The organism is Xanthomonas maliensis, from assembly GCF_009192945.1.
Classification (GTDB): domain Bacteria; phylum Pseudomonadota; class Gammaproteobacteria; order Xanthomonadales; family Xanthomonadaceae; genus Xanthomonas; species Xanthomonas maliensis.
This window is the reverse complement of sequence record NZ_NSET01000036.1, coordinates 1-24,913: the sequence shown is the minus strand read 5'-3', so window position 1 is coordinate 24,913 and position 24,913 is coordinate 1. Positions and strand designations below refer to the sequence as shown.

At 65.0% G+C, this 24,913-nt stretch carries 17 protein-coding genes and 1 pseudogene; 9 read left to right on the top strand and 9 right to left on the bottom strand.

Features of this window, described 5'->3' with window-relative positions; translation table 11 throughout:
- Positions 1–60 precede the first annotated feature (60 nt).
- The 9 genes and pseudogenes from CKY51_RS11760 to CKY51_RS11720 all read left to right on the top strand — a co-directional run bounded on the left by CKY51_RS11760 (position 61) and on the right by CKY51_RS11720 (position 13,133).
- A complete protein-coding gene (locus CKY51_RS11760; protein ID WP_152249269.1) occupies positions 61–2,031 on the top strand; it encodes a M1 family metallopeptidase in 1,971 nt (656 codons plus the stop codon).
- 284 nt (positions 2,032–2,315) lie between these two features.
- Positions 2,316–3,035 carry a hypothetical protein gene (locus CKY51_RS11755; RefSeq protein ID WP_022972538.1) on the top strand — a complete coding sequence of 240 codons (720 nt, stop codon included), beginning with the start codon at positions 2,316–2,318 and terminating at the stop codon, positions 3,033–3,035.
- 4 nt (positions 3,036–3,039) lie between these two features.
- A complete protein-coding gene (locus tag CKY51_RS11750; protein WP_031339856.1) occupies positions 3,040–3,681 on the top strand; it encodes an HAD family hydrolase in 642 nt (213 codons plus the stop codon).
- Positions 3,682–4,130: 449 nt separating this feature from the next.
- Positions 4,131–6,164, top strand: a complete 2,034-nt coding sequence (locus CKY51_RS11745) for a methanol/ethanol family PQQ-dependent dehydrogenase (RefSeq protein ID WP_022972536.1) — start codon at positions 4,131–4,133, stop codon at positions 6,162–6,164.
- Positions 6,161–7,903, top strand: coding sequence for a quinoprotein dehydrogenase-associated putative ABC transporter substrate-binding protein (locus CKY51_RS11740; RefSeq protein WP_081641391.1), 1,743 nt, complete (start codon positions 6,161–6,163; stop codon positions 7,901–7,903). The genes CKY51_RS11745 and CKY51_RS11740 overlap by 4 nt, the downstream gene beginning before the upstream one ends.
- A gap of 24 nt (positions 7,904–7,927) precedes the next feature.
- Positions 7,928–8,577, top strand: a pseudogene (locus tag CKY51_RS22875) (c-type cytochrome).
- A complete protein-coding gene (locus CKY51_RS11730; protein WP_022972533.1) occupies positions 8,574–9,596 on the top strand; it encodes a beta-propeller fold lactonase family protein in 1,023 nt (340 codons plus the stop codon). The pseudogene CKY51_RS22875 and the gene CKY51_RS11730 overlap by 4 nt, the downstream one beginning before the upstream one ends.
- A gap of 35 nt (positions 9,597–9,631) precedes the next feature.
- A complete protein-coding gene (locus CKY51_RS11725; RefSeq protein WP_038221137.1) occupies positions 9,632–10,738 on the top strand; it encodes an S-(hydroxymethyl)glutathione dehydrogenase/class III alcohol dehydrogenase in 1,107 nt (368 codons plus the stop codon).
- 10 nt (positions 10,739–10,748) lie between these two features.
- Positions 10,749–13,133, top strand: a complete 2,385-nt coding sequence (locus tag CKY51_RS11720) for a TonB-dependent receptor (RefSeq protein ID WP_022972531.1) — start codon at positions 10,749–10,751, stop codon at positions 13,131–13,133.
- Positions 13,134–13,213: 80 nt separating this feature from the next.
- Here the strand turns inward: CKY51_RS11720 and CKY51_RS11715 are convergent, their stop codons facing one another.
- From CKY51_RS11715 to aepX, 9 genes are all read right to left on the bottom strand, one after another.
- A complete protein-coding gene (locus tag CKY51_RS11715; RefSeq protein WP_152249268.1) occupies positions 13,214–13,900 on the bottom strand; it encodes a class I SAM-dependent methyltransferase in 687 nt (228 codons plus the stop codon).
- A 211-nt stretch (positions 13,901–14,111) separates the two neighbouring features.
- Complete coding sequence (locus CKY51_RS22695; protein ID WP_244952537.1) at positions 14,112–15,434, bottom strand: hypothetical protein; 1,323 nt, start codon at positions 15,432–15,434, stop codon at positions 14,112–14,114.
- Between the two features lie 98 nt (positions 15,435–15,532).
- Positions 15,533–16,372: a sulfite exporter TauE/SafE family protein gene (locus CKY51_RS11700; protein WP_022972528.1), complete on the bottom strand. Its 840-nt coding sequence runs from the start codon at positions 16,370–16,372 to the stop codon at positions 15,533–15,535.
- The gene (gene phnY / locus CKY51_RS11695) at positions 16,372–17,817 is read right to left on the bottom strand and encodes a phosphonoacetaldehyde dehydrogenase (RefSeq protein WP_031339850.1); all 1,446 of its coding nucleotides are present in this window, start codon (positions 17,815–17,817) and stop codon (positions 16,372–16,374) included. The genes CKY51_RS11700 and phnY overlap by 1 nt, the downstream gene beginning before the upstream one ends.
- A gap of 28 nt (positions 17,818–17,845) precedes the next feature.
- Positions 17,846–19,864 (bottom strand): asparagine synthase (glutamine-hydrolyzing), encoded by a 2,019-nt coding sequence (gene asnB / locus CKY51_RS11690; protein ID WP_152249267.1) that lies wholly within the window; start codon positions 19,862–19,864, stop codon positions 17,846–17,848.
- A gap of 11 nt (positions 19,865–19,875) precedes the next feature.
- Positions 19,876–20,601 (bottom strand): phosphocholine cytidylyltransferase family protein, encoded by a 726-nt coding sequence (locus CKY51_RS11685; RefSeq protein WP_152249266.1) that lies wholly within the window; start codon positions 20,599–20,601, stop codon positions 19,876–19,878.
- Positions 20,598–21,551 carry a diiron oxygenase gene (locus CKY51_RS11680; RefSeq protein WP_152249265.1) on the bottom strand — a complete coding sequence of 318 codons (954 nt, stop codon included), beginning with the start codon at positions 21,549–21,551 and terminating at the stop codon, positions 20,598–20,600. Before CKY51_RS11680 ends, CKY51_RS11685 begins: the two co-directional genes overlap by 4 nt.
- A complete protein-coding gene (aepY, locus tag CKY51_RS11675; protein WP_022972523.1) occupies positions 21,548–22,765 on the bottom strand; it encodes a phosphonopyruvate decarboxylase in 1,218 nt (405 codons plus the stop codon). The genes CKY51_RS11680 and aepY overlap by 4 nt, the downstream gene beginning before the upstream one ends.
- Positions 22,762–23,679, bottom strand: a complete 918-nt coding sequence (aepX, locus tag CKY51_RS11670; RefSeq protein ID WP_425509514.1) for a phosphoenolpyruvate mutase — start codon at positions 23,677–23,679, stop codon at positions 22,762–22,764. Before aepX ends, aepY begins: the two co-directional genes overlap by 4 nt.
- Between the last annotated feature and the right edge of the window lie 1,234 nt (positions 23,680–24,913).

The following is a 24,913-nucleotide window of genomic DNA, read 5'->3' as shown; positions in this document are numbered from 1 at the left end:
GCGGGCAGGGCGACGGCAAGGAGGCTAAACTGCGGCGTTTCCACGCTGCGGTGTCCCCCGATGCGCTTTTCGCTCCTGTCGCTGTCCCTGGCGGTGTCCCTGGCACTCGCCGCCTGCTCCAATGAGTCCACGCCCGCCGCCGGCACCGCCGCGCCGGCCGCCACCGCCAAGGCCCCCGTGAAAGCAGACGCCCGCAACCACGACGAAAGCTCCTACGCCCAGCCGCAGCTGGTGGTCATCAAGGACCTGGCGCTGGACCTGAAGCTGGACTTCGACAGCAAGCAGATCGGCGGCACCGCCACCTACACGCTGGACTGGAAGGACAAGGCGGCCAAGCGGCTGGTGCTGGACACCCGTGAGCTGAGCATCGCCCAGGTGCAGGCCGACGATGGCAAGGGCGGCCTGTCGCCGCTGCAATTCGCGCTGGCGCCGGCCGACAAGACCTTCGGCAGCAAGCTGACCATCGAGGCGCCGACGCAGCCGAGCAAGATCGTCATCACCTACCATACCGCGCCCACCGCCTCGGGCCTGCAGTGGCTGGACCCGGCGATGACCGAAGGCAAGCAGCTGCCTTTCATGTTCAGTCAGTCGCAGGCCATCCACGCGCGCAGCTGGGTGCCGTTGCAGGACACTCCGAGCGTGCGCTTCACCTACAGCGCGCATGTGACCTCGCGTCCGGACGTGATGGTGCTGATGAGCGCCGACAACGATCCACAGGCCGCGCGCGATGGCGACTACAGCTTCAAGATGCCCGAGCCGATCCCGTCCTACCTGCTGGCCATCGCTGCCGGCGACCTGGTGTTCAAGCCGATCTCGGCGCGCTCGGGCGTGTGGGCCGAGCCGGCGATGGCCGACAAGGCCGCCAAGGAATTCGAGGACACCGAGAAGATGATCGGAACGGCCGAGGCGTTGTACGGCCCGTACCGCTGGGGCCGTTACGACATGCTCGTGCTGCCGCCGTCGTTCCCGTTCGGTGGCATGGAGAACCCGCGCCTGACCTTCGCCACCCCGACCGTGATCGTCGGCGACAAGTCGCTGGTGTCGCTGGTCGCGCACGAGCTGGCGCATAGCTGGTCCGGCAATTTGGTGACCAATGCGAGCTGGAAGGACATCTGGCTCAACGAAGGCTTTACCACTTACGTGCAGGGCCGCATCACCGAAGCGCTGTACGGCGCCGAGATGGCCGAGATGGAGCGCGAGATCGACCAGGGCGACCTGCTGGCCGAGCTCAAGGACATGGCGCCGACCGATCAAGAGCTGGAATTGCCGCCACTGGGCGAGCGCGATCCGGATGAGGCCTTGAGCCAGGTCGCCTACGTCAAGGGCGCCTGGTTCCTGCAGTTCCTGGAGCAGCGCTTCGGCCGCGACGTGTTCGACCCGTTCCTGCGCGGCTGGTTCGACGATCACGCCTTCCAGAGCGCGACCACCGATCAGTTCGTCGCTTACCTCAAGAGCCACCTGCTGGCGAAGAATCCCAGCCTGGTCAGCGAGGCAGAGGTCGATGCCTGGTTGAGGCAGCCCGGTATCCCGGCGTTCGCCAGCAAGGCGCGGTCGCGCAATTTCGCCATCGTCGATACCGCGCGCATCGCCTGGAGCGGCAGCGGCAGCCTGCCGAACAAGCAGGTGACCGATGCCTGGGGCACCCAGGAGTGGGTGCATTTCCTCAGCGGCATGGGCGCCACCCTCACGCCGGAACAGCTCAAGCAACTGGACGCCGCCTACCACTTCACCGGTACGCCCAATGGCGAGATCGCCATGCGCTGGTATCCGTTGGCGCTGCGTAGCGGATATACCGATGCGCGTCCTGCCGCCGGTGCTTTTATCGAGCGCGTCGGCCGCCGCAAGCTGATCCTGCCGATCTACGCCGAACTGCTGAAGACGCCCGACGGCATCGCCTTCGCCGAGCAGGCGTTCGAGAAAGCCAAGCCCAGCTACCATCCGATCACCACCGCCTCGGTGGCCGAGATGCTGGCCAAGGCCAAGGCAGCAACGCCGGCACCGGCAGCGACGCCAGCCCCTCCGCAGCGGTAAGCCGCGCGCGGTACGCACCGGGCGGGCAACATGCCTGGTGTTCCGGTGCTTGCCGCTGCCATGCCTGCAGCGGCGGTTGCTGCGCAGGCGCGCAGGCCGTGCTGGCCGCCTGGCGATCTCCGGCTCGTCGGTCGTGGTGACGGCGTGCCGTGCAAGCGGTGCGGGCGCCACCCCCGGCGGTATGCGCCACTGGCAGGACGGCAAAACGGGCGCACGCGCCGTGCATGTGCCGGCCATCGGCCGGCTGCTATGGTGACCGGCCCGTCCCCTCCCGGAGTCGAACGATGAAGATGCTGTTGTGTGCGGTGCTGAGTGTGGCCGTCCTGACTGCCTGCGGTGATCGCCAGGCGCAGCAGCAGGCCCAGCAGGCCGCGCAAACGCAAGCCAGGGAGCACGCAGCCGACGCCCTGGCCAAGCAATACGACAGCGCCGTGCAGGCCGGCAACTGGGACATGGCGCGCGCGCATGGCGCCGCCTTGCTGGAAGGCTATGCCGGCACGGCGGCCGCACAGCGGGTGGAGCCGGGCTATGCCGAGATCAAGGCCAAGGGCGACCAAGCGCGCGACCTGCGCCGCATGCAGGCACTGTGGCAATACTCGCAGGTACCGGCCAAGGGCGGCACGCAACGCTCGGCGATGATCGATGCCAGCCAGCGGGTGGACGTGGATGGCAGCGGCCCCAAGCCGGTCAGCCTGGTGTTCCGCGACCATCCACAATGGAAGCGACACAGCTATCTGGTGTTGAAGGCCGGCGATTTCGACTGCTATCGCGGCTGCAAGGTGCAGGTCGCCGCCGACGGCGGCAAGCCGCGCGCGATGGCTGCGCATCGGCCCGATACCGACGAAGCGATCGCCATGTTCATCGACGACGACAAGGCGCTATGGGGCAGCGTGCGCCATGCCAAGCGCATCAGCATCACCTTCCCGGTCAAAGCCGGCGGGACCCGCACCGCCGAGTTCGAGGTCGGTGGACTGGATACCACGCAGATGCCGGGCTGGAAATAGCGCGATGGACGGGACCTCCGCTATCGCTGGGCTGTCGCCGTTGGCTGACTGCCGCCACTGGGTGTTCGACATGGACGGCACACTGACCGAACCGGCGCACGATTTCGCGTTGATCCGTCGCGCGCTGGACATCCCGCCGGACGCGGATATCCTGCATCACCTGGCGGCCTTGCCAGCGGCGCAGGCGCGTGGCAAGCACGCCTGGCTGCTCGCCCACGAACGCACGCTGGCCGAGACCGCGCGGCCGGCGGTGGGCGCGGTCGCGCTCGTGCGGGCGTTGCAGGCCAGCGGTTGCCGGCTCGGCCTGCTGACCCGCAACGCGCGCGAGCTGGCGACGCTGACGCTGCGTGCGATCGGCCTGGACGACGCTTTCGCCTGGGAGGGCATCGTCGGCCGCGACGAAGCGGCGCCCAAGCCGGCGGCGGCCGGCCTGCAGTATTTCCAGCGGCGTTGGCAGAGCACGCCGGCGGCGATGCTGATGGTGGGCGACCATTACAACGATCTGGCCTGTGGCCGCGCCGCCGGCGTGCGCACGGTGCTGGTCAACACACCAGGCGACCCCTGGCCGGGCATGGCCGACTGGCGTCTGCGCGACTGCGGCCACTTGCTGGACTGTCTGCAACGGCAGCCGATCACCGCAGGCTGAACCTGCGCGCGGGGCGCACGCGCCGCCGCGTCATCAGGCCTTTCATCTGACGAGCATTACGCGCGGTGCGCGTGTGGCAGACCTTGCGTGCGCGCCGCCGACGCGCCCTGCGAACCGACGCCGCCAAGCTGCGGCCATCTCCCGGGGCTGCGTACGCAAGCCTTTGCAACGGCGCGCGTGCGGCGTGCATCGATCCGCCGCCGTCGACGACTGTGCCGCGGTGTCACAGCGCGTGCGGCGCAAAGTGTGCCAAATCCGAGACAGCGCGCGCAGGCCCGCCGTTGCTGCAAAGCCGAACCGCCAATGACTGCGAGGTGCTGCAGCGCAGCGTCCAGTTGGCATGGTGCCTGCTCTTCCCCTGCCGAGGTTCGTGCCCGCTGCGCTCCCCGCGGCACGCGAGCCGGCGCTTCCATCGTTTGGATCCTCCATACCGAGAGGGGTAGACGCATATGCAACGTGCTTCCTGTCGCAGCGCTTCGGCCGGCGTCGTGCTGGTCTTGGCGCTGAGCGCGGTCTTGTCCAGCTGCAAGCAGGACACTCCTGCCGCATCCACGCCGCCGGCCACCACTGCCGCACCCGCGCCGACGCCACCGCCGGCCACCGCGGTCGACACCGACGCCGAGTTCGCGACGACGGCGGCTAACCCCGACAACTGGGGCGGCGTCGGTCGCGACCTGGCGCTCACTCGTCACAGCCCGCTGGCCGAGATCAATCGCGACAACGTCAAGAATCTGAAGATGTCGTGGGAGATGAAGACCGATGCCACGCGTGGCCACGAGGGTCAGCCGCTGGTGATCGGCAACGTCATGTACATGGTCAGCGCGTATCCGAACAACGTCTTTGCGATCGATCTGGCAGCGCAGGACGACGGTGGCAAGGTGCTGTGGAAATACACCCCGCAGCAGGACGAACGTGCGGTGGCCGTCGCCTGCTGCGACACCGTCAACCGCGGCGCGTCCTATGCCGACGGCAAGCTGGTGTTCGGCAGCCTGAGCGGCGATGTGATCGCCCTCGATGCCAAGACCGGCAAGGAAGTGTGGAAGCAGAAGCTCGCCCATCCGGACCAGGGCGAAACGATCACGATGGCGCCGATCATCGCCAACGGCAAGGTGATCGCCGGCATCAGCGGCAACGAGTTCGGCGTGCGTGGCCGCGTGGCTGCCTACGCGCTGGCCGACGGCAAGCAGGTGTGGTCGTGCGAGGCCACCGGCACCGACAAGGACATCTGCCTGGGTGCGGATTTCAACAAGGCCAATCCGCAACATGGCCAACTCGGCGATCTCGGCGTGAAGACCTTCCCGGAGGACGGTTGGAAACGCGGTGGCGGCGCGGCCTGGGGTTGGTACAGCTACGATCCCAAGCTCAAGCTGCTCTACTACGGCACTGGTAACCCGGGGCTGTGGAGCCCGTCCTACCGCTGCGGCAAGACCACGCAGGAGGAGTGCAACAACGGCGACTACGACAACAAGTGGTCGATGACACTGTTCGCGCGCAAGATCGACACCGGCGAGGCGGTGTGGGGCTATCAGAAGACGCCGTTCGACCAATGGGACTACGACGGCATCAACGAGCCGATCCTGGTGGACCTGACCATCGACGGCAAGCAGGTGCCTTCGGTGGTGCAGTTCGACCGCAATGGTTTTGCGTATGTACTGGATCGGCGCGATGGCACCTTGTTGCGCGCCAACAAGTTCGTCCCGGCCAACTGGGCCGAGCGCATCGACATGAAGACCGGTCGTCCGGTCAAGGTGGCTGCGCATTCGCCGCTGGAGCGCGGCAAGAAAGTGGAAGCCTTCCCCTCGGCGATGGGCGGCAAGGACCAGCAACCCTGCTCGGTGGATCCGGCCAACAGCGCGGTGTTCTTCTGCGGCACCAACAACTGGCACATGGAGCTGGAGCCGCAGGAGCGTGGCAACACGATGATGGGGCTGCCCTACGTGTTCGCCAACGTGATGATGAAGCCCAATGAGCCGGGCGCGCTGGGCATCGTCAAGGCCTTCGATGTCGTCGAAGGCAAGACCAAGTGGGAAATCAAGGAGAAGTTCCCGGTGTGGAGCGGGACGCTGGTCACCGATGGCGGACTGGTGTTCTACGGCACGCTCGATGGTTGGTTCCGCGCGGTCGACAAGGACACCGGCAAGAAGCTGTGGGAGACCAAGCTGCCGTCGGGGATCATCGGTAATCCGATCGCCTACAAGGCCAATGGTCACCAATACATCGCCGTGTTCTCCGGCATCGGCGGCTGGATCGGTCTGCCGGTTGCCGGCGGGCTCGACCCCGGCGATCCCTACGGTGCGCTCGGTGCGGCCGGCCTGGCCTTCAGCAACGGCTTCGAGAAGATCCCGCTGGGTGGCATGGTGCATACCTTCCGCCTCGATGGTGCCGGCAAGACCGTCACCGCCAGCGCGACGCCTGCGACCACTGCCGCTGCCGCCGCTGCTGCAGGTGGCGCCGGCAACGCTGCGGCGAAGAGCGCACGATGAGCGTTGCGGTCGGCACCGATCGCGTCCGCCGGCCATGGGCCGGTGGGCGCGGCATGACACGGCACCTGCGCAGGGTGCTGATGGTTTGCAGCCTCGGACTCGTCGCCGCCGGCTGCACTCGCGAGCCGCCCTCCGCGGCGGCTCGCACTTCTTCCGCCGCACCGGCAGCGCCGCGCGCCGCTGCGCCAACAGCGATGGCGACGACAACGTCCGCTCTGCCGCCGCTGCGCGTCTGTGCCGATCCCGGCAATATGCCGCTGTCCAATAAAGCTGGCGAAGGATTCCAGAACAAGATCGCGCAGGTCGTCGCTGCGACGATGGGGCGGCCGCTGGTCTACGAATGGCGCACCTATTACCAGCGCGGGTTGGCACGTAGCACGATCAACGCCGGCCGCTGCGATGTATTGATGGATCTCACCAGCGATGCCGACATGGGCCTGACCACACGGCCGCTGTATCGCTCGACCTACGTGCTGGTCACCCGCAAGGGGCTGCAGCTGGCGCCGCGCACGCTGGACGATCCGGCGTTGAAATCGCTGAAGCTGGGGGTGTTCCAGAGCTCGCCGGCGCGCGAGGCGTTGTACGAGCACGGTATCTCTGGCGAAGTGCAGTACCTGTTCTACGATTCGGCCGCCGCGCCACAGGAACACCCCGGCAAACTGGTCGAACGGGTGGCGGCCGGCGAGCTGGATGCGGCCGAATCGTGGGGCCCGGTGGCCGGTTACTACGCCGCACGCAACGGTCTGGGGATGGTGGCGCTCAACACCATCGACGATACGGTGCTGGAGTATTCGATGGCGTGGGTGGTGTCGCGTAAGAACGCGGACCTGCGCGACGATCTCAACGCGGCGCTGGCACGTAGCGCGCCGCAGATCGATGCGATCCTGCGCGACTATCACGTTCCACTGGTGCGTTGTGCCGACTGCGTGGTGACGGGCAACCTGCTCGCGCATGGTCCCTATACGCCCCCCACGCCAGTGGCGCACACAGCGTCGGTCGGCGCGTCGTCGCAGGAGTTGGCGCAACTGCAGCTGCGCATTGCCGCGGGCGCCGATGCACAACACGAGCTGGCGCATGCGCTCGATGCCGGCGACGCGGTGCGGGTGGCCTGGCTGCTGCGACACGGTGCCGATGCCAATCGTCCCAACCTGCTGGGTGAGCCGCCGTTGCACCAGGCGATCCGCAACCAGGAGCCGGAGCTGCTGAGCCTGTTGCTGGAGGCCGGTGCCCATCCGGATGCGCGCGATAGCAAAGGGTTCACCGCGCTGATGCGGGCTGCCTGGACCAACCAGCGCGACAGCGTCCAGCGGTTGCTGCAACGGCATGCGCCGGTGGATACCGTGTCGTCCGATGGTTGGAGCGCGCTGGAGCTGGCCGTGGCCTATGCCGACCTCGATGTCGTGCAGACGCTGCTGGCGGCCGGCGCCAACGCCCGGCGCGCCAATGCGGCCGGTTTCACCCCGGTGATGTTCGCGGTGGCACGCGACGACCCGGCGATCCTCGACGCAGTACTGGCGCACGGCGCCGACGTCGGCCATGCCAACCATGCTGGGGTCACGCCGCTGATGTTGGCTGCCGCGTCAGGCCGCGATGCAGTCGCCAAGCGTCTGCTGGCGGCAGGTGCCGACCCGACTGCGCGCAATCGTCACGGCAAGACCGCCGCAGTGCTGGCGCAGGAACAAGGCGATACCACGTTGGCCACCTTGTTGACGGAGTCCAGACGCTCCGCCCGCCAATGACGTCCGTCCCGCGCGCCGCGCGGGATTCCCTCCGATCAGAAGGTTTGTCCATGGCTCGGTTTCTCGTTACGTGTTTGGATCGTCCCCTTCGCGCCGTGTCATGCGGCGTCGTAGTGAGCCTGCTGTTGGCCGCGTGCAGCCAAGAGCCGCCGCCTCCGCCGCCGGCTTCCGATGCGGCGCCAGCATCCCCGCCCGCAGCTGCAACCGCCAGCCCTGCGCCGGCGCCGGCCGCGACGCCGGTCGCCCCGCCAGATGCGACGCGGCAGTTCAGCGCCGGCCCGGCGCCCGATCCAGCCTCCCCGCCGCCGCCGCCGGCCACCATCGTGCCGATTGCCAAAGGGCCCAAGGTCGAGGTGACGCCGGAGTCCATCGCCGACGGCAAGAAGATCTTTCTGTCCGCCGGCTGCACCGCCTGCCATGGCGGCACCGGCGGCGGTGGCATGTGCCCACCGTTGACCAACGACATCTGGGTCTACGGCAGCGACGACGACACCTTGCGCACGCTGATCACCGAGGGCACCGCAGGCATGGTCGCCCATGGCAAGCCGCGGGTCGGTCACGAAAAGGTGGTCGGGCAGATGCCACCGTTCGGGCCGGTGCTCAAGCCTGGCGATACCGAAAAACTGCTCGCCTTCATCCACTCGATCAACAAGACGGCAGGCAAGCCGCAATGAGTCGCGCATCGCGCACGTGCTGGTGGGCGGTACTGGTCGGCGTGCTGGGTGCGGTGCTGATGCTGGGCGGCTGCGAGCGCGATGCGATGGTGGCGCCAGCCGAAGCCGCGCCCAAAGCCGTGCCAGCGACACTGGCCTACGTGCCGAACCAACGCAGCGGCACGGTGTCGGTGATCGATACCGGCACCGATACCGTGGTACGCACGCTCACAGGCCAGGGCCAGCTCGGCAAACGGCTGCAGCAAGTGGTGCCCGCAGCGCGTGGACGGCTGTATCTGATCGATGCCGATCATCATCGCCTGGTCGAGTTGGATACGGTGCAGGATCGGGTCGTGCGCAACGTGGAGATCGGCGAGAACGCCGAAGGCATCGCCTTGTCGCCCGACGGCAAGCAAGTGGCCGTGTGCGTGGAAGGCCAGAACCAGGTGCTGCTGATCGATGCCGCGCAGTTCCGCGTACAGCGCACGATCGCCATCCACGGGCAGGCACCGGAGCACTGCCTCTACACACCGGACGGACGCTGGCTGCTGACCAGCAACGAGGGCTCCAACGACCTGGACGTCATCGATGTGGCCGCTGGCCAGTCGCGCGGGGTCATCGCCACCAGCGGTCATCCGCGCGGCATGGTGTTTGCGCCAGGGGGGCGCCAGGTCTACGTGGCGCAGGAAACCGCCAATGTGGTCGATGTCGTCGATCTGCAGACGCGGCAGCGTCGCACCAGCCTGCCGGCAGGCTTGCGCACCGCCGGAGTCGCGCTGTCGGCCGATGGCAGTCGCCTGTATGCCTCCAACGGCGGCGGCAACAGCGTCAGCGTCATCGATCCCCGCAGTGGACGGTCGCTTGCCGACATCGCGGTCGGTCAGCGGCCGTGGAATCCTGCGCTCACGCCCGCCGGCGACAAGCTCTACGTCGCCAACGGGCGCTCCAATACGGTCAGCGTCATCGACACCGCGAGCTTGCGGCAACTCCAACAGATCCCCGTCGGCGAGTCGCCATGGGGCGTGGTGATCGCGCGCTGAGCGGCGCCGCCGCCGACGCGCGCCGGAGGCCGCGGATGAAGACACGTGCTGCAGTGGCCTGGGGACCGCATCGGCCGTTGACCATCGAGCAGGTGGACCTGCAACCGCCACGCCCGGGCGAGGTGTTGGTGCGTCTGGTCGCCACCGGCGTCTGCCATGGCGATGCGCAGGTGCTCAGCCAGCAAGCGGACGCGCACTTTCCGGTCATCCTTGGGCAGGAAGGCAGTGGCATCGTCGAGGAGATCGGTATCGGCGTCACCAGCGTGCGTCCCGGCGATCACGTCATTCCGCTGTACATGCCCGAGTGCGGCGTCTGCAAGTTCTGTCGCTCCGGCCGCACCAACCTGTGCCAGGCCATTCGCAACAGTCAGGAGCGCGGCCTGATGCCCGACGGCAGCAGCCGCTTCTCGTTGGCCGGTCGGCCGCTGCTGCATCACATGGGCACGAGCACGTTCTCCGAGCACACCGTGCTGCCGGAGATCGCTGTGGTGCGCATCCCACCGGAGGCGCCGCTGGAGCAGGCCTGCCTGCTCGGCTGCACGGTCACCACCGGCGTCGGCGCGGTGCTCAACAGCGCACAGGTACGGCCGGGCGAGAGCGTGGCGGTGTTCGGGCTGGGCGGCATCGGCTTGTCGGTGGTGCAGGGGGCGGTGCTGGCGCGCGCCGGCCGCATCCTGGCGGTGGATATCGATCCGGGCAAGTTCGCGTTGGCCCGGCAGCTGGGCGCCAGCGACTGCCTGAACCCACACGACTACGACGTGCCGATCCAGCAGGTGATCGTCGATCTCACCGATGGCGGGGTGGACCATAGTTTCCCCTGCGTCGGCGATGTGCGGGCGATGCGCGCCGCGCTGGAGTGCTGTCACAAGGGGTGGGGCCAGAGCACCATCCTGGGCGTGGTCGAGGGCCTGCAGGAAATCAGTACGCGGCCGTTCCAACTGGTCACCGGGCGGGTGTGGCGTGGTAGCGCGTTCGGCGGCGTCAAGGGACGCAGCGAGTTGCCCGGCTATGTCGAACGCTGCCTGCGCGGCGAGCTGCAGCTGGCGCCGCTGATTACCCGCACGCTGCAGCTGGACGACATCAACCAGGCGCTGGCGGACTTGCGGGCGGCGCGTGGCATCAAGTCGATCGTGCTTTATTGAGGGGGCCGACATGACAGCAGGGAAGTGCGGTAAGCAGTCGATCCAGCGCCATGCCCTGGCCGGCGCTTATGGCTTGGCGGTGTTGACCGCCGCAGTGGTGGCCCGTGCGGAGGAGCCGGCGCAAGTCACGTGGCTGGATCGGGTGCAGGTCACCGCCACTCCGATTCCCGGTACCACCATCGACGCTGCGCAGTTGCCCTACATGGTGCAGTCGGCCGGCAGCGGCGAGCTGACGCGCGGCCGCAGCGATACGCTTGGCGATCTGCTGCAGCGGCGCTTCGTCGGTATCGATGGTAACGACGTGCAGGGCAGCGTGTTTCAGAACGACATCACCTTCCACGGCTTTCGCGCCTCTGCGCTGCCCGGCGCGTCGCAAGGGGTGTCGGTGTACCTGGATGGCGTGCGCATCAACGAACCATTCGCCGACATCGTCAGTTGGGACATGCTGCCGGAAGCCGCGATCGCCTCGGTGACCCTGATGCCCGGCTCCAATCCGCTGTTCGGGCCCAACACGTTGGGCGGAGCGGTGGTGCTTTCCACGCTGTCCGGACGCAGCGCCCCGGGCGCGCGCGGCGAGCTGAGCATCGGCTCGGGCGCGCGCAAGCGCCTGGACGCCAGCTACGGCCTGGCCGGCGCCGATGGCTGGGACGGCTTGATCGCGCTCACCGGATTCGACGAGCACGGCTGGCGCGATGCCTCGCCCGGCCGGCTGGGAACGGTGTTCGGCAAACTGGGCCGGCAAGGCGAGCAGACCGACTGGAGCCTGTCGTTGCTGCACGGTCGCAGCCGCCTGATCGGCAATGGCCTGCTGCCCGATGCGCGTTACACCGACGATGGTCCGGAGCCGGGCCTGTACCGTGCCGATCGTCGCGCGGTGTACACCTCGCCGGATCTCACCCGCAACCGCACCACGTTGCTGACCGCACAGCTGGATCACCGCTTCGATGCCGACACGGCGTTGCATGCCATGGCCTATGCGCGTACCGGGCGGCGCGATACCGTCAATGGCGATATTGGCGATGACTACGAAGAATACGTCGAGGACTGCGCCGCGGGCTTTGCCGACGATGGCACTGCGCTGGACGCCGATTGCGCAGTGTCGCGCAGCCAGGCCGATGCCTTGCATAACGGTGTTCTCAACACCACCTCGATGCGTCAGCAAGCGCAGGGGCTGGCGGTCAATCTCAGCAAGCAGTGGGGCGCACACGCACTGACCGCGGGCGTCACCTTCGATCGGGGGCATGTGCGCTACCGCCAGTTCGTTCGCGATGGCTGGGTGCAGCCGGACCGTTCGGTGCTGGCCGATCCGGAGGCGGAGCGTGCGTTCCTATCCGGCGTGCGGGGCGGCAGTCAGACCTTGGGCGCGTTCCTTGCCGATACCTGGGCCCTCACCGAGGCCACGCATGTCACGGCCGCGGTGCGCTGGAACCGCGTGGTGGTCGCGAACACCCTGTCCACCGCCGACGATGGCGATCGGCCGCGCGAGCGCTTCGTCTATGCCCGAGCCAATCCCTCGTTAGGGCTGACGCATCAGCTGTCGCCCGCGCTGACCGTGTACGGCTCGCTGGCGGAGAACAGCCGTGCACCGACCGCCATCGAACTGGGCTGCGCCGATCCGACCGAGCCCTGCCGCCTGCCAACCGGGCTGCAGGCCGACCCGCGGCTGGAGCAGATCGTCTCGCGCACCTATGAGCTCGGCGCGCGCTGGCGACCGTCGACCACGCGCAGTGCCGAGCTGTCCGTGTATCGCGCCGATAACCGTAACGACATCCTGTTCCTGCGCGCACCGCAGACCCAACTGGGCTATTTCGACAATGTCCCGCGCACGCGCTACCAGGGCGCGGATCTGGCGCTGCGCCAGCAGTTCGGTGCCTGGGAGTGGTCGCTTGGCTACAGCTATCTCGACGCGACCTACCGCAGCGACGGCGAGTTATTGTCTGGCGAGCGGGCGATCGCGTTGCGTCCGGGCCTGCGGATTGCCGCATTGCCGCGGCAGACCCTCAAGCTGGGCGTGGATTGGCGCGGGCAGGTCGCCAGCGTGGGCATGGGCGTGCGTGCGGTGTCCGGGCGCGTCGCCAGCGGCAACGAAGATGGCCAGGTCACCAATGCCGACGACGGCGAACCGGCGCCTGCGCGGATCGATATCGGCACTGTGGGTTATGCCCTGGTCGACCTGCATGCACGCTGGACATTCAGCGACCGGCTGTCGCTGTTCGCCCGCGTCGACAACATCTTCAACCGCCGGTATGCCACCTATGCGGCCGTGGCCGAGGATCTGTTCCCGGATGGCGAGCTCGCACGCCCGCAGGAGGCAGCAGTGGAAACCGGCCCGGCGCGTTTCCTCGCGCCGGGTGTGCCGCGGCAGTATCTGATCGGATTGCGTTGGAATCTCTAGCGTATGGCCGGGGTCCTGCACGGGCCCTCAGCCCCGGATCGATGCGCGGCGCCCACCCAGTGGGCATGCCACGCATGACATCAGCGACGTACTCCGACCCCGTATTGAAAGAACGTCGGTGTCTGGCCGATGGCCACCTCCAGTCCTGCAGCGCTGCAGGCGGCGTGCAGTTCGCTGGTCGTGTAGTAGTTCTTGACGATCGTGCTGACCTTGCCATTACGCAGGCGGCGCTGCATCAGCTGGCCTTCCACGCCCACGACGTGCGGCGAACGTGCTTCGGGCTTGGGAAGATTGTCGACGAAAAAGAACTTCCCCCCTACATGCAGCGCCCCTGCCACCTGGTGCAGGAACTGCGGCAACAACTCGCGTGGAACGTGCGAGATCCAGAACGCGAACACCACCGCGTCGTAGGTCTGCGTGGCCTGCCATTGGAAGAGATCTGCCTGCACGGTACGCACCCGCGGATCGCGGGTGGCTGGATTGAACTTCAGCATCTGTGCCGATCCGTCGACCAGGGTCAGTGTGCGTGCCTGTGGGAGCAATCGGACGCTCCAGATCCCAGTGCCGGCCGCCAGCTCCAGGATATCGCCCTCCAGTGCAGCGGCATTCAGTGTGTCTTGTACGTGTGCGGCTTCTTCGTGCCACCTGGCATTGGACGCATCTCCCTCGTCGAAGAGACCGCGACGGAACCACCAGTCGTCGTATTCTGCTGCACGGTCGTCGTAGTAGCGTTGTTGTTCGATCAATACCGATTGCCATTGCGTCATGATGTGCTCCTGGAGCGTGTACGTTGAGGTGAGCGCGAAGCGTCCTGTGACGCGGTCTCGCTGCGCCACAGCGCGCTTCCCGCGGGGTTGACGTCAGCGACCTAGGCCCCGCTCCGCAGCGCCGACGGCCAACACCTCTCATCTCAACGTGCATAGCGCGCTCTGGTCGTGAATAGGGCGATGACAGGGCGCAATGCATTGCTTGATGGCCTCAGGCGGCTTGTAGTGCCTGGAAGCACTGCTGGCCCCGGCGGATGGCTGCGATGATGTCGGCGGTCGCGCACATATCCAGTACCTTGGGATACTCCAGGATCGTTGGTGCTGCGCCCTGGTCGAGCAGGAGTTTGTTCAAGCACAGAAAGCCAATGGTGCGAATGTTGGCTTCGGTGAACAGATGGTGCTGGTTAAGCTGCTGACAGCATTGCGCGATGGTACGCAGCGCGGCGTCGTCCAGTTCGGCATGCATCGAGCAATTCGCAGGCGGCGGCGCCTGAGCGGCGTAATGCGAAAGGATGTCCTGCGCTTTGTCGAAGCATTGCGCAGGACTGCGCGCGTGTGCGAGCAGTCGCCCGGCTTTCCCCTGTGTTGGCGGTTCGACTTCGATCCAGCCGTCAGTAGCAGCTGCGGAGCGCCGAAATTCCGCCAGTCCCTGCGCTGAACAGTTGCGTCCCAGGCTCAATGCAAATTCGACTGGCTGGGCGCGGTAACCCAACCGGAACCTGTCACGCAGCGGGGGCGAGCTGCGTTTGTAGACGCCGGCCACTGCGAGGTCGTGCAGTTGGCAGAGCAGCTGCGCATCCATGGCCCGATCGCGCGCGCCCACCAGCGCATGCAAGGCGCGCAGGCAGCCGACCAGGTAGCCCAACTCGTTTTCGAAGTGGTATCTGCCCCATGGTGATGCGTGGCACTCGCCATCCATGAACAGATAGGGGATGGCCGCATCGTGATGCGCAAATTGCCAGGGCCGCGGTAACCCGTCCCGCGATGCCACGAGTTCCATCTGCATGCGGATGGCATTGCGAATGCTCAAGGCCCAAGGCGCAGTTCCCAGCGTCGCCTCCACCCAGGCGAGCAGGGCGGCGAGCGCGTCGGCTTCTGAGCTGTGCAGTGGGCGTGCCAGGCGTGCATCGAAGATCGCCGCATTTGCGACATTCAATACGCCTGCTGCCACGGCATCGGCCTCGCCGTTGCGCACGGTGAGCGCGGCGGGTGCGAGATGGCCGACCGCATTTCCGAGAGATTTCAGGCGCGTCTGGGCATCGCCGATCTGCGGGTCGCCGGCCATCAGTGCGGCGCGAGCCTGCGCATGCGCCTTTAGGAACTGCTGCATCATCGCGTCATCGGACTGCCGACGCTGGCCTGCACTGAACGGGTGACAATAGACGATGCCATCGGACAGCGCGTCGTAGCGCAGCTCCCCGGCAAGCGATTGCGACAATGTCTGCAGTTGCGCGACAGACGGCCAGTCCCGGCCCACCAATCCGATGACCCATGCGGTCCACCGTTGGGCCGCCGGCAGACTGGCGATATGCACCACCGCCGAGCGGGTGAACGCTGTCCGCTGTTGTTCGATCGTGTGGTCGGCATGGGCGAATCGTGCCAGCTGCAAGCGCAGGGGGCGTGTCGCGGGCATCAGTAGAACACCTTCCAGAGCGTCACCAATGAGGCGGACAACATGATCAAGCCGAACGCACGCTTGAGTTTGCGTGTAGGCCAGCGATGGGCAGCGGAAACGCCTGTGGGCGCCATCAGTGTGGCTGGCACCGCTACCGCAAGGGCGGCCGTCCAGCACACCAAGCCGACCAGTCCCCGGCTGTCGCCCAACGCAGGGGCCGGGCCAAGCACGAAGGTGAGGGCGCCGATCAGGGAGATGGCCAGCCCGACCGCGCTTCCCACTGCGACGGCGTTACGCATTTCCAGGCGGTCGTGCTGGACCAATACGTAAGGGACGGTCAGGCTGGCGCCGCCGACACCGGCTGTGGCGCTGAACAATCCGATCAGTCCACCGATCAAGCGCGCTGGCACGCGCGTCGCGAGCGTGGGTACCGGCGGGTCGGCAAGCGGGGGGGCTTGTACGCCTGCGCCGCGGATCATGCGCAGGCCGAAATAGGCGGCGTAGGCACTGAAGATCGCCGCAACCCAGGCGCCGTGGACACGGCCTGCAATGATCGCACCGATGGCGGCACCGGCACCGGCGGCCGGGGCCAGCCGCAAGACCCAATTGATCGGCAGCGCGCCGCGTCGATGCTGCGCGATCACGGCACTGGCCGTGGCCGGAATGGTGGCGGCCAATGCAGTGGCGACTGCCACCTGGGGCAGGATGGCGATGTCTATCGGGAACCGCAGCGGCAACAGCACGATGAAGACCGGTACCATCAGAAAGCCGCCTCCCACGCCTAGCAGGCCGGAGAGGAATCCAGACAGGATGCCGGTCAAGATCAAGAGCGGGTAGATCCAGCCCATGGCGTCCATCACGCGACCGTCCTTGCGCCCCAGGGCAGCGAATAGGTTTTGACGTTGGTGTAGGCCGACATGGCTTCCAGAACGCCTTCCTTATAGCCCAGTCCGGAGTTCTTGATGCCACCGAACGGCGTGGACTCGAGTCGATAGCCTGGCACTTCGCGTATGTTCACCGACCCTGTCTGCAGCTCGGCCACGCAACGCTGTATGTAGTCCCAGCGGTTGCTGCACAGTGCCGACGACAATCCAAAGTCGCTGTCGTTGGCGATCCGGATTGCATCGTCGATAGAATCGATGCGGATGATCGGCGCCACCGGCCCGAAGGTCTCCTGTTGCACCAGCTCCATGGTCGGCATGACGTGGTCAACGACGGTCGGGAGATACTGCGCGCCGTCGCGCCGATGGCCGCACAGGACCTCGGCGCCACTCGCGGCGGCGGCCGCGACGCGGCGTTCGACCTGCGCGGCGGCGGCCTCGTCGATCAAGGTGCCAAGGTCCATGCGTGGGTCGAACGGATCGCCCACCTTCAGTCGCTGCGTGGCCTGCACCAGGCGTTCCGCGAAGGCGTCTGCGACCTGTCGATGTACCAGCAGTCGCTTGATCGCGGTACAGCGTTGCCCACTGTTGCGATAGGCGCCGGCGACCGCCAGCGAAACCGCCTCGTCGAGATCGGCGTCTTCCATCACGATCATCGGATCGTTGCCGCCGAGCTCCAGCACCTGTCGTTTGTAGACACAGCGCGCAGCGATCTGCTTGCCCGCGGCGACGCTGCCGGTAAAGGTCACCAGATCCACCTGCTCGCTGGTCAGGAGCACGTTCCCGATGACCTCTGGCTTGCCGGTGATGACCGTCAGCATCGGTCCGGGAAGCCCCGCATCGGTCAGCAGATCGGCAAACAGCAAGGCAGTCAGCGGCGTTTTCTCGCTGGGCTTGAGGATCATCCTGTTGTTGGTCGCGATGGATGGCGCGACCTTGTGTGCCACCTGATTGAGTGGATGATTGAACGGTGTGATCGCCACGATGATGCCCAGCAGCGGGTCGCGCTGTGTGTAGACGCGCCGTTGCTGTCCGCGCTGCGTGATGTCGCATGCGTAGATGTCTCCATCGTCGATCAATGCTTGATGCGCCGCGACGCGTAGCACCTCCGCGGCGCGATCGACTTCGTAGCTGGCATCGCGCACGCAGAGCCCGCTCTCGGAAACGATCGACCGCACGAACGCTGCGGTACGCGCGATCAGCAGATCGCGCGCGGTCGACAAGATGGTATGCCGCTGATGGCGGGTGAGCGTTGGACGGTAGGCGTACGCCTGGGCGAGTGCGGCGCGCACGTCGTCGGCCTGCGCGAGCGGCACCGTTCCGACCAGCGCTCCGTTGTAAGGGAAGCGGACCTCCAGCCGGTCGTCAGCGCCATCCACCCGTGCCCCGGCGACGCGCCATTGCTCATGCCGCGGCTGCATCTTGCCCACGACGCCGGCCTCGTCTCGGTCAATGCACCTGTGCATGAGCGCTGTGCGCCTCCGTATCAGTATGGATCGGCACCGCATGTCGCGGCGAGGGAGTGCTCGCAGCCGGGATGCCGTCGACCACGCCGCGGAACCAGAGCTCGACGTTCATCAGCATCCATACCTTCTTGCCGTAGAAGTCGTAGTCCAGCGATTGCGGATGCGACAGGAAGTGCTCCAGCCGTCTGGCATCGAACAACCCACGCTCGCGCGAGCGGCGATCAAGCAGGATCGCTTTCGCGTCGTCGAGCATGCCGGCCTTGAGCCAGTCGTCCAGCGGCGTGGGGAACCCCATTTTCTTGCGCTGCGCAAGATGCGACGGCAATAGCCGTTGCGCGCAGGTGCGCAGCAAGTACTTGCTCTGGTCCAGAACCTCCGATGCATTGAAGGCCGACGTGCCAAGTGCGCGGATCAGCGCCAACGGGGAGCGCCACTTCATCTTCAGGCGATGCGGCATATGGATGAAGGTTTCCACCAGTTCATGGTCGACAAAAGGCACGCGTCCTTCCAGCGATGCCAGCATGCCGATGGTGTCCACCTTGTCCAATACGCATCCCAGGTGGATTTTCTGGAAGACGTGCAGCACCCTGTCATGTGGATCGCAATCGCGTGTCTGCGCGAAGGCTTCTTCGAACGGGGCAAGGGTTTTGTGGTCGCCGTTCAGACGGCTGCGCACGTCGGGCGAGAACAGCGCCATCTTTTCGTCGAGTGGCAGCCAGTGATAGACGTTGAAGAAGTGCTCGATGTGCCGCGCGCAGCCGAGGTTGCTGACCGGTCCGTAGGGGTCGTGGCCAAGTTTGCTCAACCATCGCGCCGCCGGGCCCAGCACGCGCCGTGTCGCTGCAATCTTCTTCCAGTCGAATGGCGAGCGCATGACCCGGCCGTAGCCGCCGAAGAGCTCGTCCGCGCCATCGCCGCTCAGGGCGACCTTGACGTGGCGACGCATTTCCTTCGAGAGCTTCAATCCGGCCACCATCTGCGGAATCATGAGCGGGGCATCGCATTGCATAATCAGTGGCGCCATGCCGTCGATGTATTCCTGACGATCGATCACCAGATGGGTATGTTCGGCGCCGACGGCGGCAGCGGCCTCGGCCGCATAGGCGCCTTCGTCGTAACCGTGCGTGCCGTAGCCGACCGAGAAGGTCTGCGGCGGGGAGGTCATATGGCGGGCCATGAGCGCCACCATGATGTTGGAATCCAATCCACCACTCAGGTAGGCGCCGAGTGGAACATCCGACACCAGGCAGCGCCGGACCGCCGCGTCGAGTTTTTCGGAGAGCGCTTCCAGCCAGTCCGCTTCACTTCTGCCTTGTTCGGGCATCGGCGTCGGTAGCGCCCAATAACGCTGCCGCTGTAGCTGTGCCGGCGTCGCTACCAGCATCTCGCCAGGAAGCAGCTTGTGCACGCCTTCGAAATAGGTGTTGTCCCACACCGGCTGACGGAAGCTCAGGTAGCTGGAAATGCCGTCCAGATCAGCCTTGCGTTCGAATCCGTGATGCGCGAAGAATGCTTTGACCTCCGAGGCAAACAGGAAATCGTTTCCGACCTGCGTCCAGTACAGTGGCTTGACGCCCAGGCGGTCGCGCGCAAGCGTCAGTGTGCCAGCGCGCGGATCCCAGGCTGCGAAAGCAAACATGCCCGACAGTCGCTCCACGCACTGCGCGCCCCAATGGATGAAGCTGCGCAGTAATACCTCGGTATCCGAACGCGTGCGGAACTGTGCGCCTAGCGCTTCGAGTTGTTGACGCAACTGCTTGTAGTTGTAGATCTCGCCATTGAACACCAGGGCCACGCCGGTGTGCCCATCGATCATGGGCTGATGGCCGCCCGGTACGTCGATGACGCTGAGCCGCCGGAAGCCCAGGCCGATTGGACCTGAGAGATGGATGCCAGCGTCGTCCGGGCCGCGGTGCACGATGGTCTGGTTCATCGCCTGCAGCATCTGCTGCTGCTCGAAACGTGCACCGTCACGGTGAAGGATGCCTACGAATCCACACATTGGAGTTTCCTCTAAGCGGTCACTGCAAGCGCAGGCGTGGGGGATGCGATGGGGAGCCTTTGGGCCCTGCGCAGGTCTTCCTCGCAATCGATCTCGATCCAGCGTCGCCCGCGCATCCACACGATCAGTGCAGGAAAGGCAGCAGTTAAGTCCGGGATGACGGCGGTGTAGTAAGCCTGCCGGCCCTCGCCCCGACGGACGCAGTCAACGATGCGGTCGCCCAGAGCGGACGCGGCGCGCGCACTGAAACGGGCAATGCCGATGAAATTTCCGTCGCCCAGCTCCATTGTGATGTGGCTGCCTATATCGAGGAGCCGTTCGCCTTGTGCCAGCAATCGCATCGTGCCTGCAAGGCAGGCGCGCCCATCGGCCAGCACGGCGATATCCGCCTCGGTGCGGACCAGGTCGCTCAGCGCATCGCTGTCCGCCCAGACATCGGCGAACAGAATCATGCACGGGCCGGAAAGCAAGGGGGCGAAGGCCGCCAGGGTCCACAGGTTATTGGTATCTGCAAAGCCTGGATATACGTACCTCTGGATGCCTGGCGGCAGGACCCGGCTGACGTCATCACTGCGGTAGCCCAGGATCACGTGGATGTCGTCGATGCCAAGCGCTAGGAGTGCATCGATCTGATGTTGGATCAGATGCTTGTCGCCTAGCGTAAGCAGGCATTTGGGCCGTTCGGTATGGGCTCTGAGCCGGCTGCCGGTTCCTGCGGCAAGAATGATCGCCCTCATGACAATGCCTTCTCAGGAACGGGGTCGAACAAGCCCAGGCGCTCGCACTCGTCCTGAACCTGCGCGCTTTCGAGGATGCCGACCTTCCGTAGCGTGGCCACGCATGATCTGGCGGCCCCTCGCCGCACCTGTGCAAGTTGCTGCGGGGAGTAACAGTCGTTGATCACCTCATCGGCTTGCGCTTCGTTCAGGCCGATATCGTGCAACTGCCCTCGCACGGCCACCAGATCGGTATCGGTGAAGATGGCGATGAACGATGGCAACAGCGGGCCGATGTAGCGTTGCAGTCGATCGCTCAACTGCGGCCAGGCCTCAGCAATGAAGCTCGTGAAGAAGCGGTGGTGTCTGCTTTCGTCCTCCGCATGGTCCTTCATGACTTGACGGACTGCGTCGATCACACGTGGATCGCGGGGAATCTCGACCAGGTTCCTGGTGATCAGTGTTTCGGAAATCGAGCAGAAGAACAGTGGCAGCAGCTCGCCTGCGGAGGGATGGGCGCGCGCGAATTCGCGTTGCAAGCGTCGATAGAACGCAGGAACCTTGGCTGTTGTTGGAGGAATTGCGGTATGCGCTTGTACCAGGCGTGCTAGGTCGGCGGTGAGTTTGCCGTGGTAGGACTCGTCGACCAGAATGTTCCAGGCGTCGCTGACCATGTCCGGCGGAAGTTCGAACCCGCTGTCGTCGCGTGCGATCCGGTAGACCGCGGTGTTGACGACCTGATGCTCCAGCACCTGGGTGAATTCGAGGTTGTTGTACAGCGCCTGCGCCAGCAGCCAGTGCAAGGCCTCTGGACCCTGTGCCTGCACCAGAGGATGGCGATGACACAACACCAGCTCGGGTGTGAATAGCAAGCCGTTTTCCCAGTCATTGGCGTCGGGTGCGTGGACCGGTAGTGGGCCGCGTACTTTCGCGCAGCGTGCCCATTCTCTGAATGGCATGGGGTAGTTCATAGCGCGGCAGACCTCTCGGCGGTATTGGCACGTGCAGCGGCACGACGACCGATCGCGTCGGAACTGTAGACCTCTCGCTGCTGCAGGTGCGCCGCAAATCGCATGCCCACTTCGCTTGGCGAAACAGTGGGACGAGGGAGCGGATGCATGGAGCCGGGCCGTATGCGGACGTGGATGAAGTGCGGTCCGGCACTGCGTAAGGAGATGTCCAGTGCCTGCCTCAGGGCGGCCTCCCCGTGGCAGGCGTAGGTCGCCCGATAGCCGCAGGCTGCAGCGATACTGGGGAAATCAATGTTTCCCGAGTTGGTCGGTTGGCCTCCTGTGCTGTCATGCACGCCGTTGTCCAGCAGCACATGGACGAAGCTGGTCGGTTGATAGCGGCCGATGGTGGAGAGGTTGCCAAGCTTCATTAGCGCAGCGCCATCGCCATCGAGTATCAGGACGGGACGATCGGCGTTGAGCGCTGCGCCCAGGCCTACCGCACTGGCGCATCCCATCGACCCGACCAGGTAGAGATTGCGTGCATCGTCGCCGATACAGAAGAGCTCTCGCCCGGTCTTGCCGGTGGTCGCGATAATGGCGGCGTGATGGGGCGCCATCGACGCTGTGATGCGCAGCGCGTCCTCCCTGCTTGGCAGGGGGGATTGGGGCCGTCCAAACTGGGACTGCGTCGCTGCTGGCATGCGGATCACGGCCTGGGCCAGCAGGTGCTCCTCTGCGAGTACGTTGGGTTCGACAATCAGTGCGTATGGCAAGCGTGTTTGCTGGATGCAGGCGTGCGCGGCCCGCAGCGTGTGCTCGATCTGATCGGGTTCGGACGGGAACGGTGCATGTGGAATACGCAACACATCGAGCAGGCTGTGGGTGATCTCGCCCATGACGGCGTGCTGCGGTTCGTCAGCGACGCCAGGTGAGCCGCGCCAGCTGCAGATCAGCAGGCAGGGTATCTTGAAGACGTGGTTGAGCGAGGTCAGTGGATTGACCGCGTTGCCCAAACCAGAATTCTGCAACATCACCACAGGTAGCCGTCCCGCGAGGTATGCACCTGCGGCAATGCCGATGGCCTCGCCCTCGCTGGCGGCGGTGACGTGATGCACCTTTGGGTCGCTCAGGACCCCATTGAGTAGCGGGGTCAGATAGGAGCAAGGCACGCTGGTGTAGAAGTCGAAGCCCACCCGCGATGCGGCTGCGACAAATGCTTTGCCGTTGATCATCGTGCGGCCTCTGCGTCGTGGCTGTTGCTCGCTAGAGCAGATCCCTGCTGCTTCTTGGGCAGATAGATGCTTTCGGCCTGTGTCAGTTCGTCCTGATCGACCAGATCGAATATCTCTTTTACCCGAGGCAGCTCTTTTTCGATGCCACTGAGGGACCGCTCGCGGTGGATGGCTGCACAGATCTTGCGCATGCTGGCGACGGACGCGCGCAGGTTGTGGTTTGCCCAGATGATGCTGGCGATTCTTGCGTCGATGAAGGCCTGAGTCGGTACTGCGTAGTACGTGGTCGGTACGATCACCAGCGGGCAGCGGTCTTGCCAATGCTCGGCAAACTTCAGGATTTCCACCCCGTCGCTTTTTTTGGAGTGGATCAGAATTGCATCGGCTCCAGCGGCGTGGTATCGCTCGGCTCTGCTTAACGCTTCGGTCAGTCCGCGGCCGACGATCAGTGCCTCCACCCGCGCAACGACGCAGAACGCGTCGTTGCTCTGGCTGTCTTTGGCGGCCTTGATCTTGCCCGCGAACTCGGAGGGGTCGGCCAGTTCCTGATCATCGCCGATGAAGGAGTTGGTCTTGGGGAACATCTTGTCTTCGAGGCAGACGCCGGCAACATTGCGTTGGCAGAGCTTCTGGACAAGCCTACGTACGCTGTTGAAGTTGCCGTAGCCGGTGTCTCCATCGAGCAGGATCGGAAGATCGGTGCTGTCGGTCATGAACTCGACCACTTCCAATGTCTGCGTCCAGGACGCTTCGTTGGCGTCGCGCACTCCCAAAGAGGCGGAGATCGATAGGCCCGAGGCCCATATTCCCTCGAAACCGGCCTCGGCGACGATGCGTGCAGACAAGCCGTTATGGGCTTCCATTAGGAACGAGGTGTTCGGGCCGGTGAGGAGGCTGCGCAGCTTCGAAGCCAAGTATGCGTCGCGATGACGCTCGTGATTGATTTGTGAGGAGGCGTTCAAGAAGGTAACTCCATTGCGAGTTGCTTGTTTTTATATGTGTGAATCGGGCGGACGGGCGCTCTGCACCTATTGGTAAATTGATATAGGGGGTGAAATGGCGTTCTACCGATTAGCAGTCGATCGGTTATTTTGCACGTATATTTAATTTTTATTGGACGAATTAAACTTCTATTCACATAAGCGGCGATGGCCGGAAAAAGTTAATGTTGAGATCCAGTGAAATTTTATAAAGCGTTATCGTTGAGAGTGGGCGAACGGCACCCGCGAGCTGTGTGGCTCTATTGGGCGCGGATGGTCGAGCGTACCTGCATGCCGGGTGCATTGAATGGCCATTGAGCTACCGTGGCCGAGCACTCCTGTCGACTGGATAGCATCCAGGGCAGTCGTCCTGGGATATCCAGCTCGTTCGCATGCTGCGCAATCGCTAGGTTGCGAATGAGGTGCGCTAAATGTTTCGAGGTCGCACGTGCAGCTTCGTTTGTGCAGCGCGAAGGGCTATTTGAGATATTTTCATTGGTCTCGACTCGATCGGACCTGGCTTCACGTGCCTCAGCGTTGCCGGCATCGGCGGGGCTGGTTGCACTTCAGGATTATTCGGGAGGCGGTCCATGCCGCTTCAACCGTCGCGTCCACATTCAGATTGTAGGTGTGTGCTGTAAGAACGTGCGTGCGGTGGGTGATTGATAATCCCGCTGTCACCCAACTGTCAACAAAAAAATAGTTAATCAGCTTGGGAATCTCGATACTGCGACTGGTCTCTAGATTTTTTTGGGTTAGTAACTCAACTGAATTCGACGATCGTTGTTATTTGTCATCGTGTGCCGGATTTTGCAGTCTTTGTGCAGCCAGTGTGGATGATGCTGTGCCATCGACGCAGCCGTAACGGCGTATGTCAAACCGAGTCGGCTCCGAATTGATTTCAGAGGTGGGGTGACGCTGGTGCGTGCGGGAAGGGTGTGCCAGATCGGTCGGCATGGGGCAAGCAATACAGGAGCATGCGTCCTGCGACATGTGTGATGGCAGCGTGTGTTCACTGCTGCGACTGCCAACGGCGTTCTGCCTGGTGCGGTGAAGAGGTCTTGCTGTGCTTAGATCGCTAACAAAACGACTGCGCAGCCGCCAGGCGGGCGCGGCCGGTGCTCGGAATCCTCATGGACCCCTCTCACACTGCGGTTCCTGCGCGCCG

What these genes read in the sequence shown, in the direction of transcription:
- CKY51_RS11760 (WP_152249269.1), top strand. Translation starts at nt 61, where the DNA reads ATGCGCTTTTCGCTCCTGTCGCTGTCCCTGGCGGTGTCCCTGGCACTC.
- CKY51_RS11755 (WP_022972538.1), top strand. Translation starts at nt 2,316, where the DNA reads ATGAAGATGCTGTTGTGTGCGGTGCTGAGTGTGGCCGTCCTGACTGCC.
- CKY51_RS11750 (WP_031339856.1), top strand. Translation starts at nt 3,040, where the DNA reads ATGGACGGGACCTCCGCTATCGCTGGGCTGTCGCCGTTGGCTGACTGC.
- CKY51_RS11745 (WP_022972536.1), top strand. Translation starts at nt 4,131, where the DNA reads ATGCAACGTGCTTCCTGTCGCAGCGCTTCGGCCGGCGTCGTGCTGGTC.
- CKY51_RS11740 (WP_081641391.1), top strand. Translation starts at nt 6,161, where the DNA reads ATGAGCGTTGCGGTCGGCACCGATCGCGTCCGCCGGCCATGGGCCGGT.
- CKY51_RS11730 (WP_022972533.1), top strand. Translation starts at nt 8,574, where the DNA reads ATGAGTCGCGCATCGCGCACGTGCTGGTGGGCGGTACTGGTCGGCGTG.
- CKY51_RS11725 (WP_038221137.1), top strand. Translation starts at nt 9,632, where the DNA reads ATGAAGACACGTGCTGCAGTGGCCTGGGGACCGCATCGGCCGTTGACC.
- CKY51_RS11720 (WP_022972531.1), top strand. Translation starts at nt 10,749, where the DNA reads ATGACAGCAGGGAAGTGCGGTAAGCAGTCGATCCAGCGCCATGCCCTG.
- CKY51_RS11715 (WP_152249268.1), bottom strand. Translation starts at nt 13,900, where the DNA reads ATGACGCAATGGCAATCGGTATTGATCGAACAACAACGCTACTACGAC.
- CKY51_RS11700 (WP_022972528.1), bottom strand. Translation starts at nt 16,372, where the DNA reads ATGGACGCCATGGGCTGGATCTACCCGCTCTTGATCTTGACCGGCATC.
- phnY (WP_031339850.1), bottom strand. Translation starts at nt 17,817, where the DNA reads ATGCAGCCGCGGCATGAGCAATGGCGCGTCGCCGGGGCACGGGTGGAT.
- asnB (WP_152249267.1), bottom strand. Translation starts at nt 19,864, where the DNA reads ATGTGTGGATTCGTAGGCATCCTTCACCGTGACGGTGCACGTTTCGAG.
- CKY51_RS11685 (WP_152249266.1), bottom strand. Translation starts at nt 20,601, where the DNA reads ATGAGGGCGATCATTCTTGCCGCAGGAACCGGCAGCCGGCTCAGAGCC.
- CKY51_RS11680 (WP_152249265.1), bottom strand. Translation starts at nt 21,551, where the DNA reads ATGAACTACCCCATGCCATTCAGAGAATGGGCACGCTGCGCGAAAGTA.
- aepY (WP_022972523.1), bottom strand. Translation starts at nt 22,765, where the DNA reads ATGATCAACGGCAAAGCATTTGTCGCAGCCGCATCGCGGGTGGGCTTC.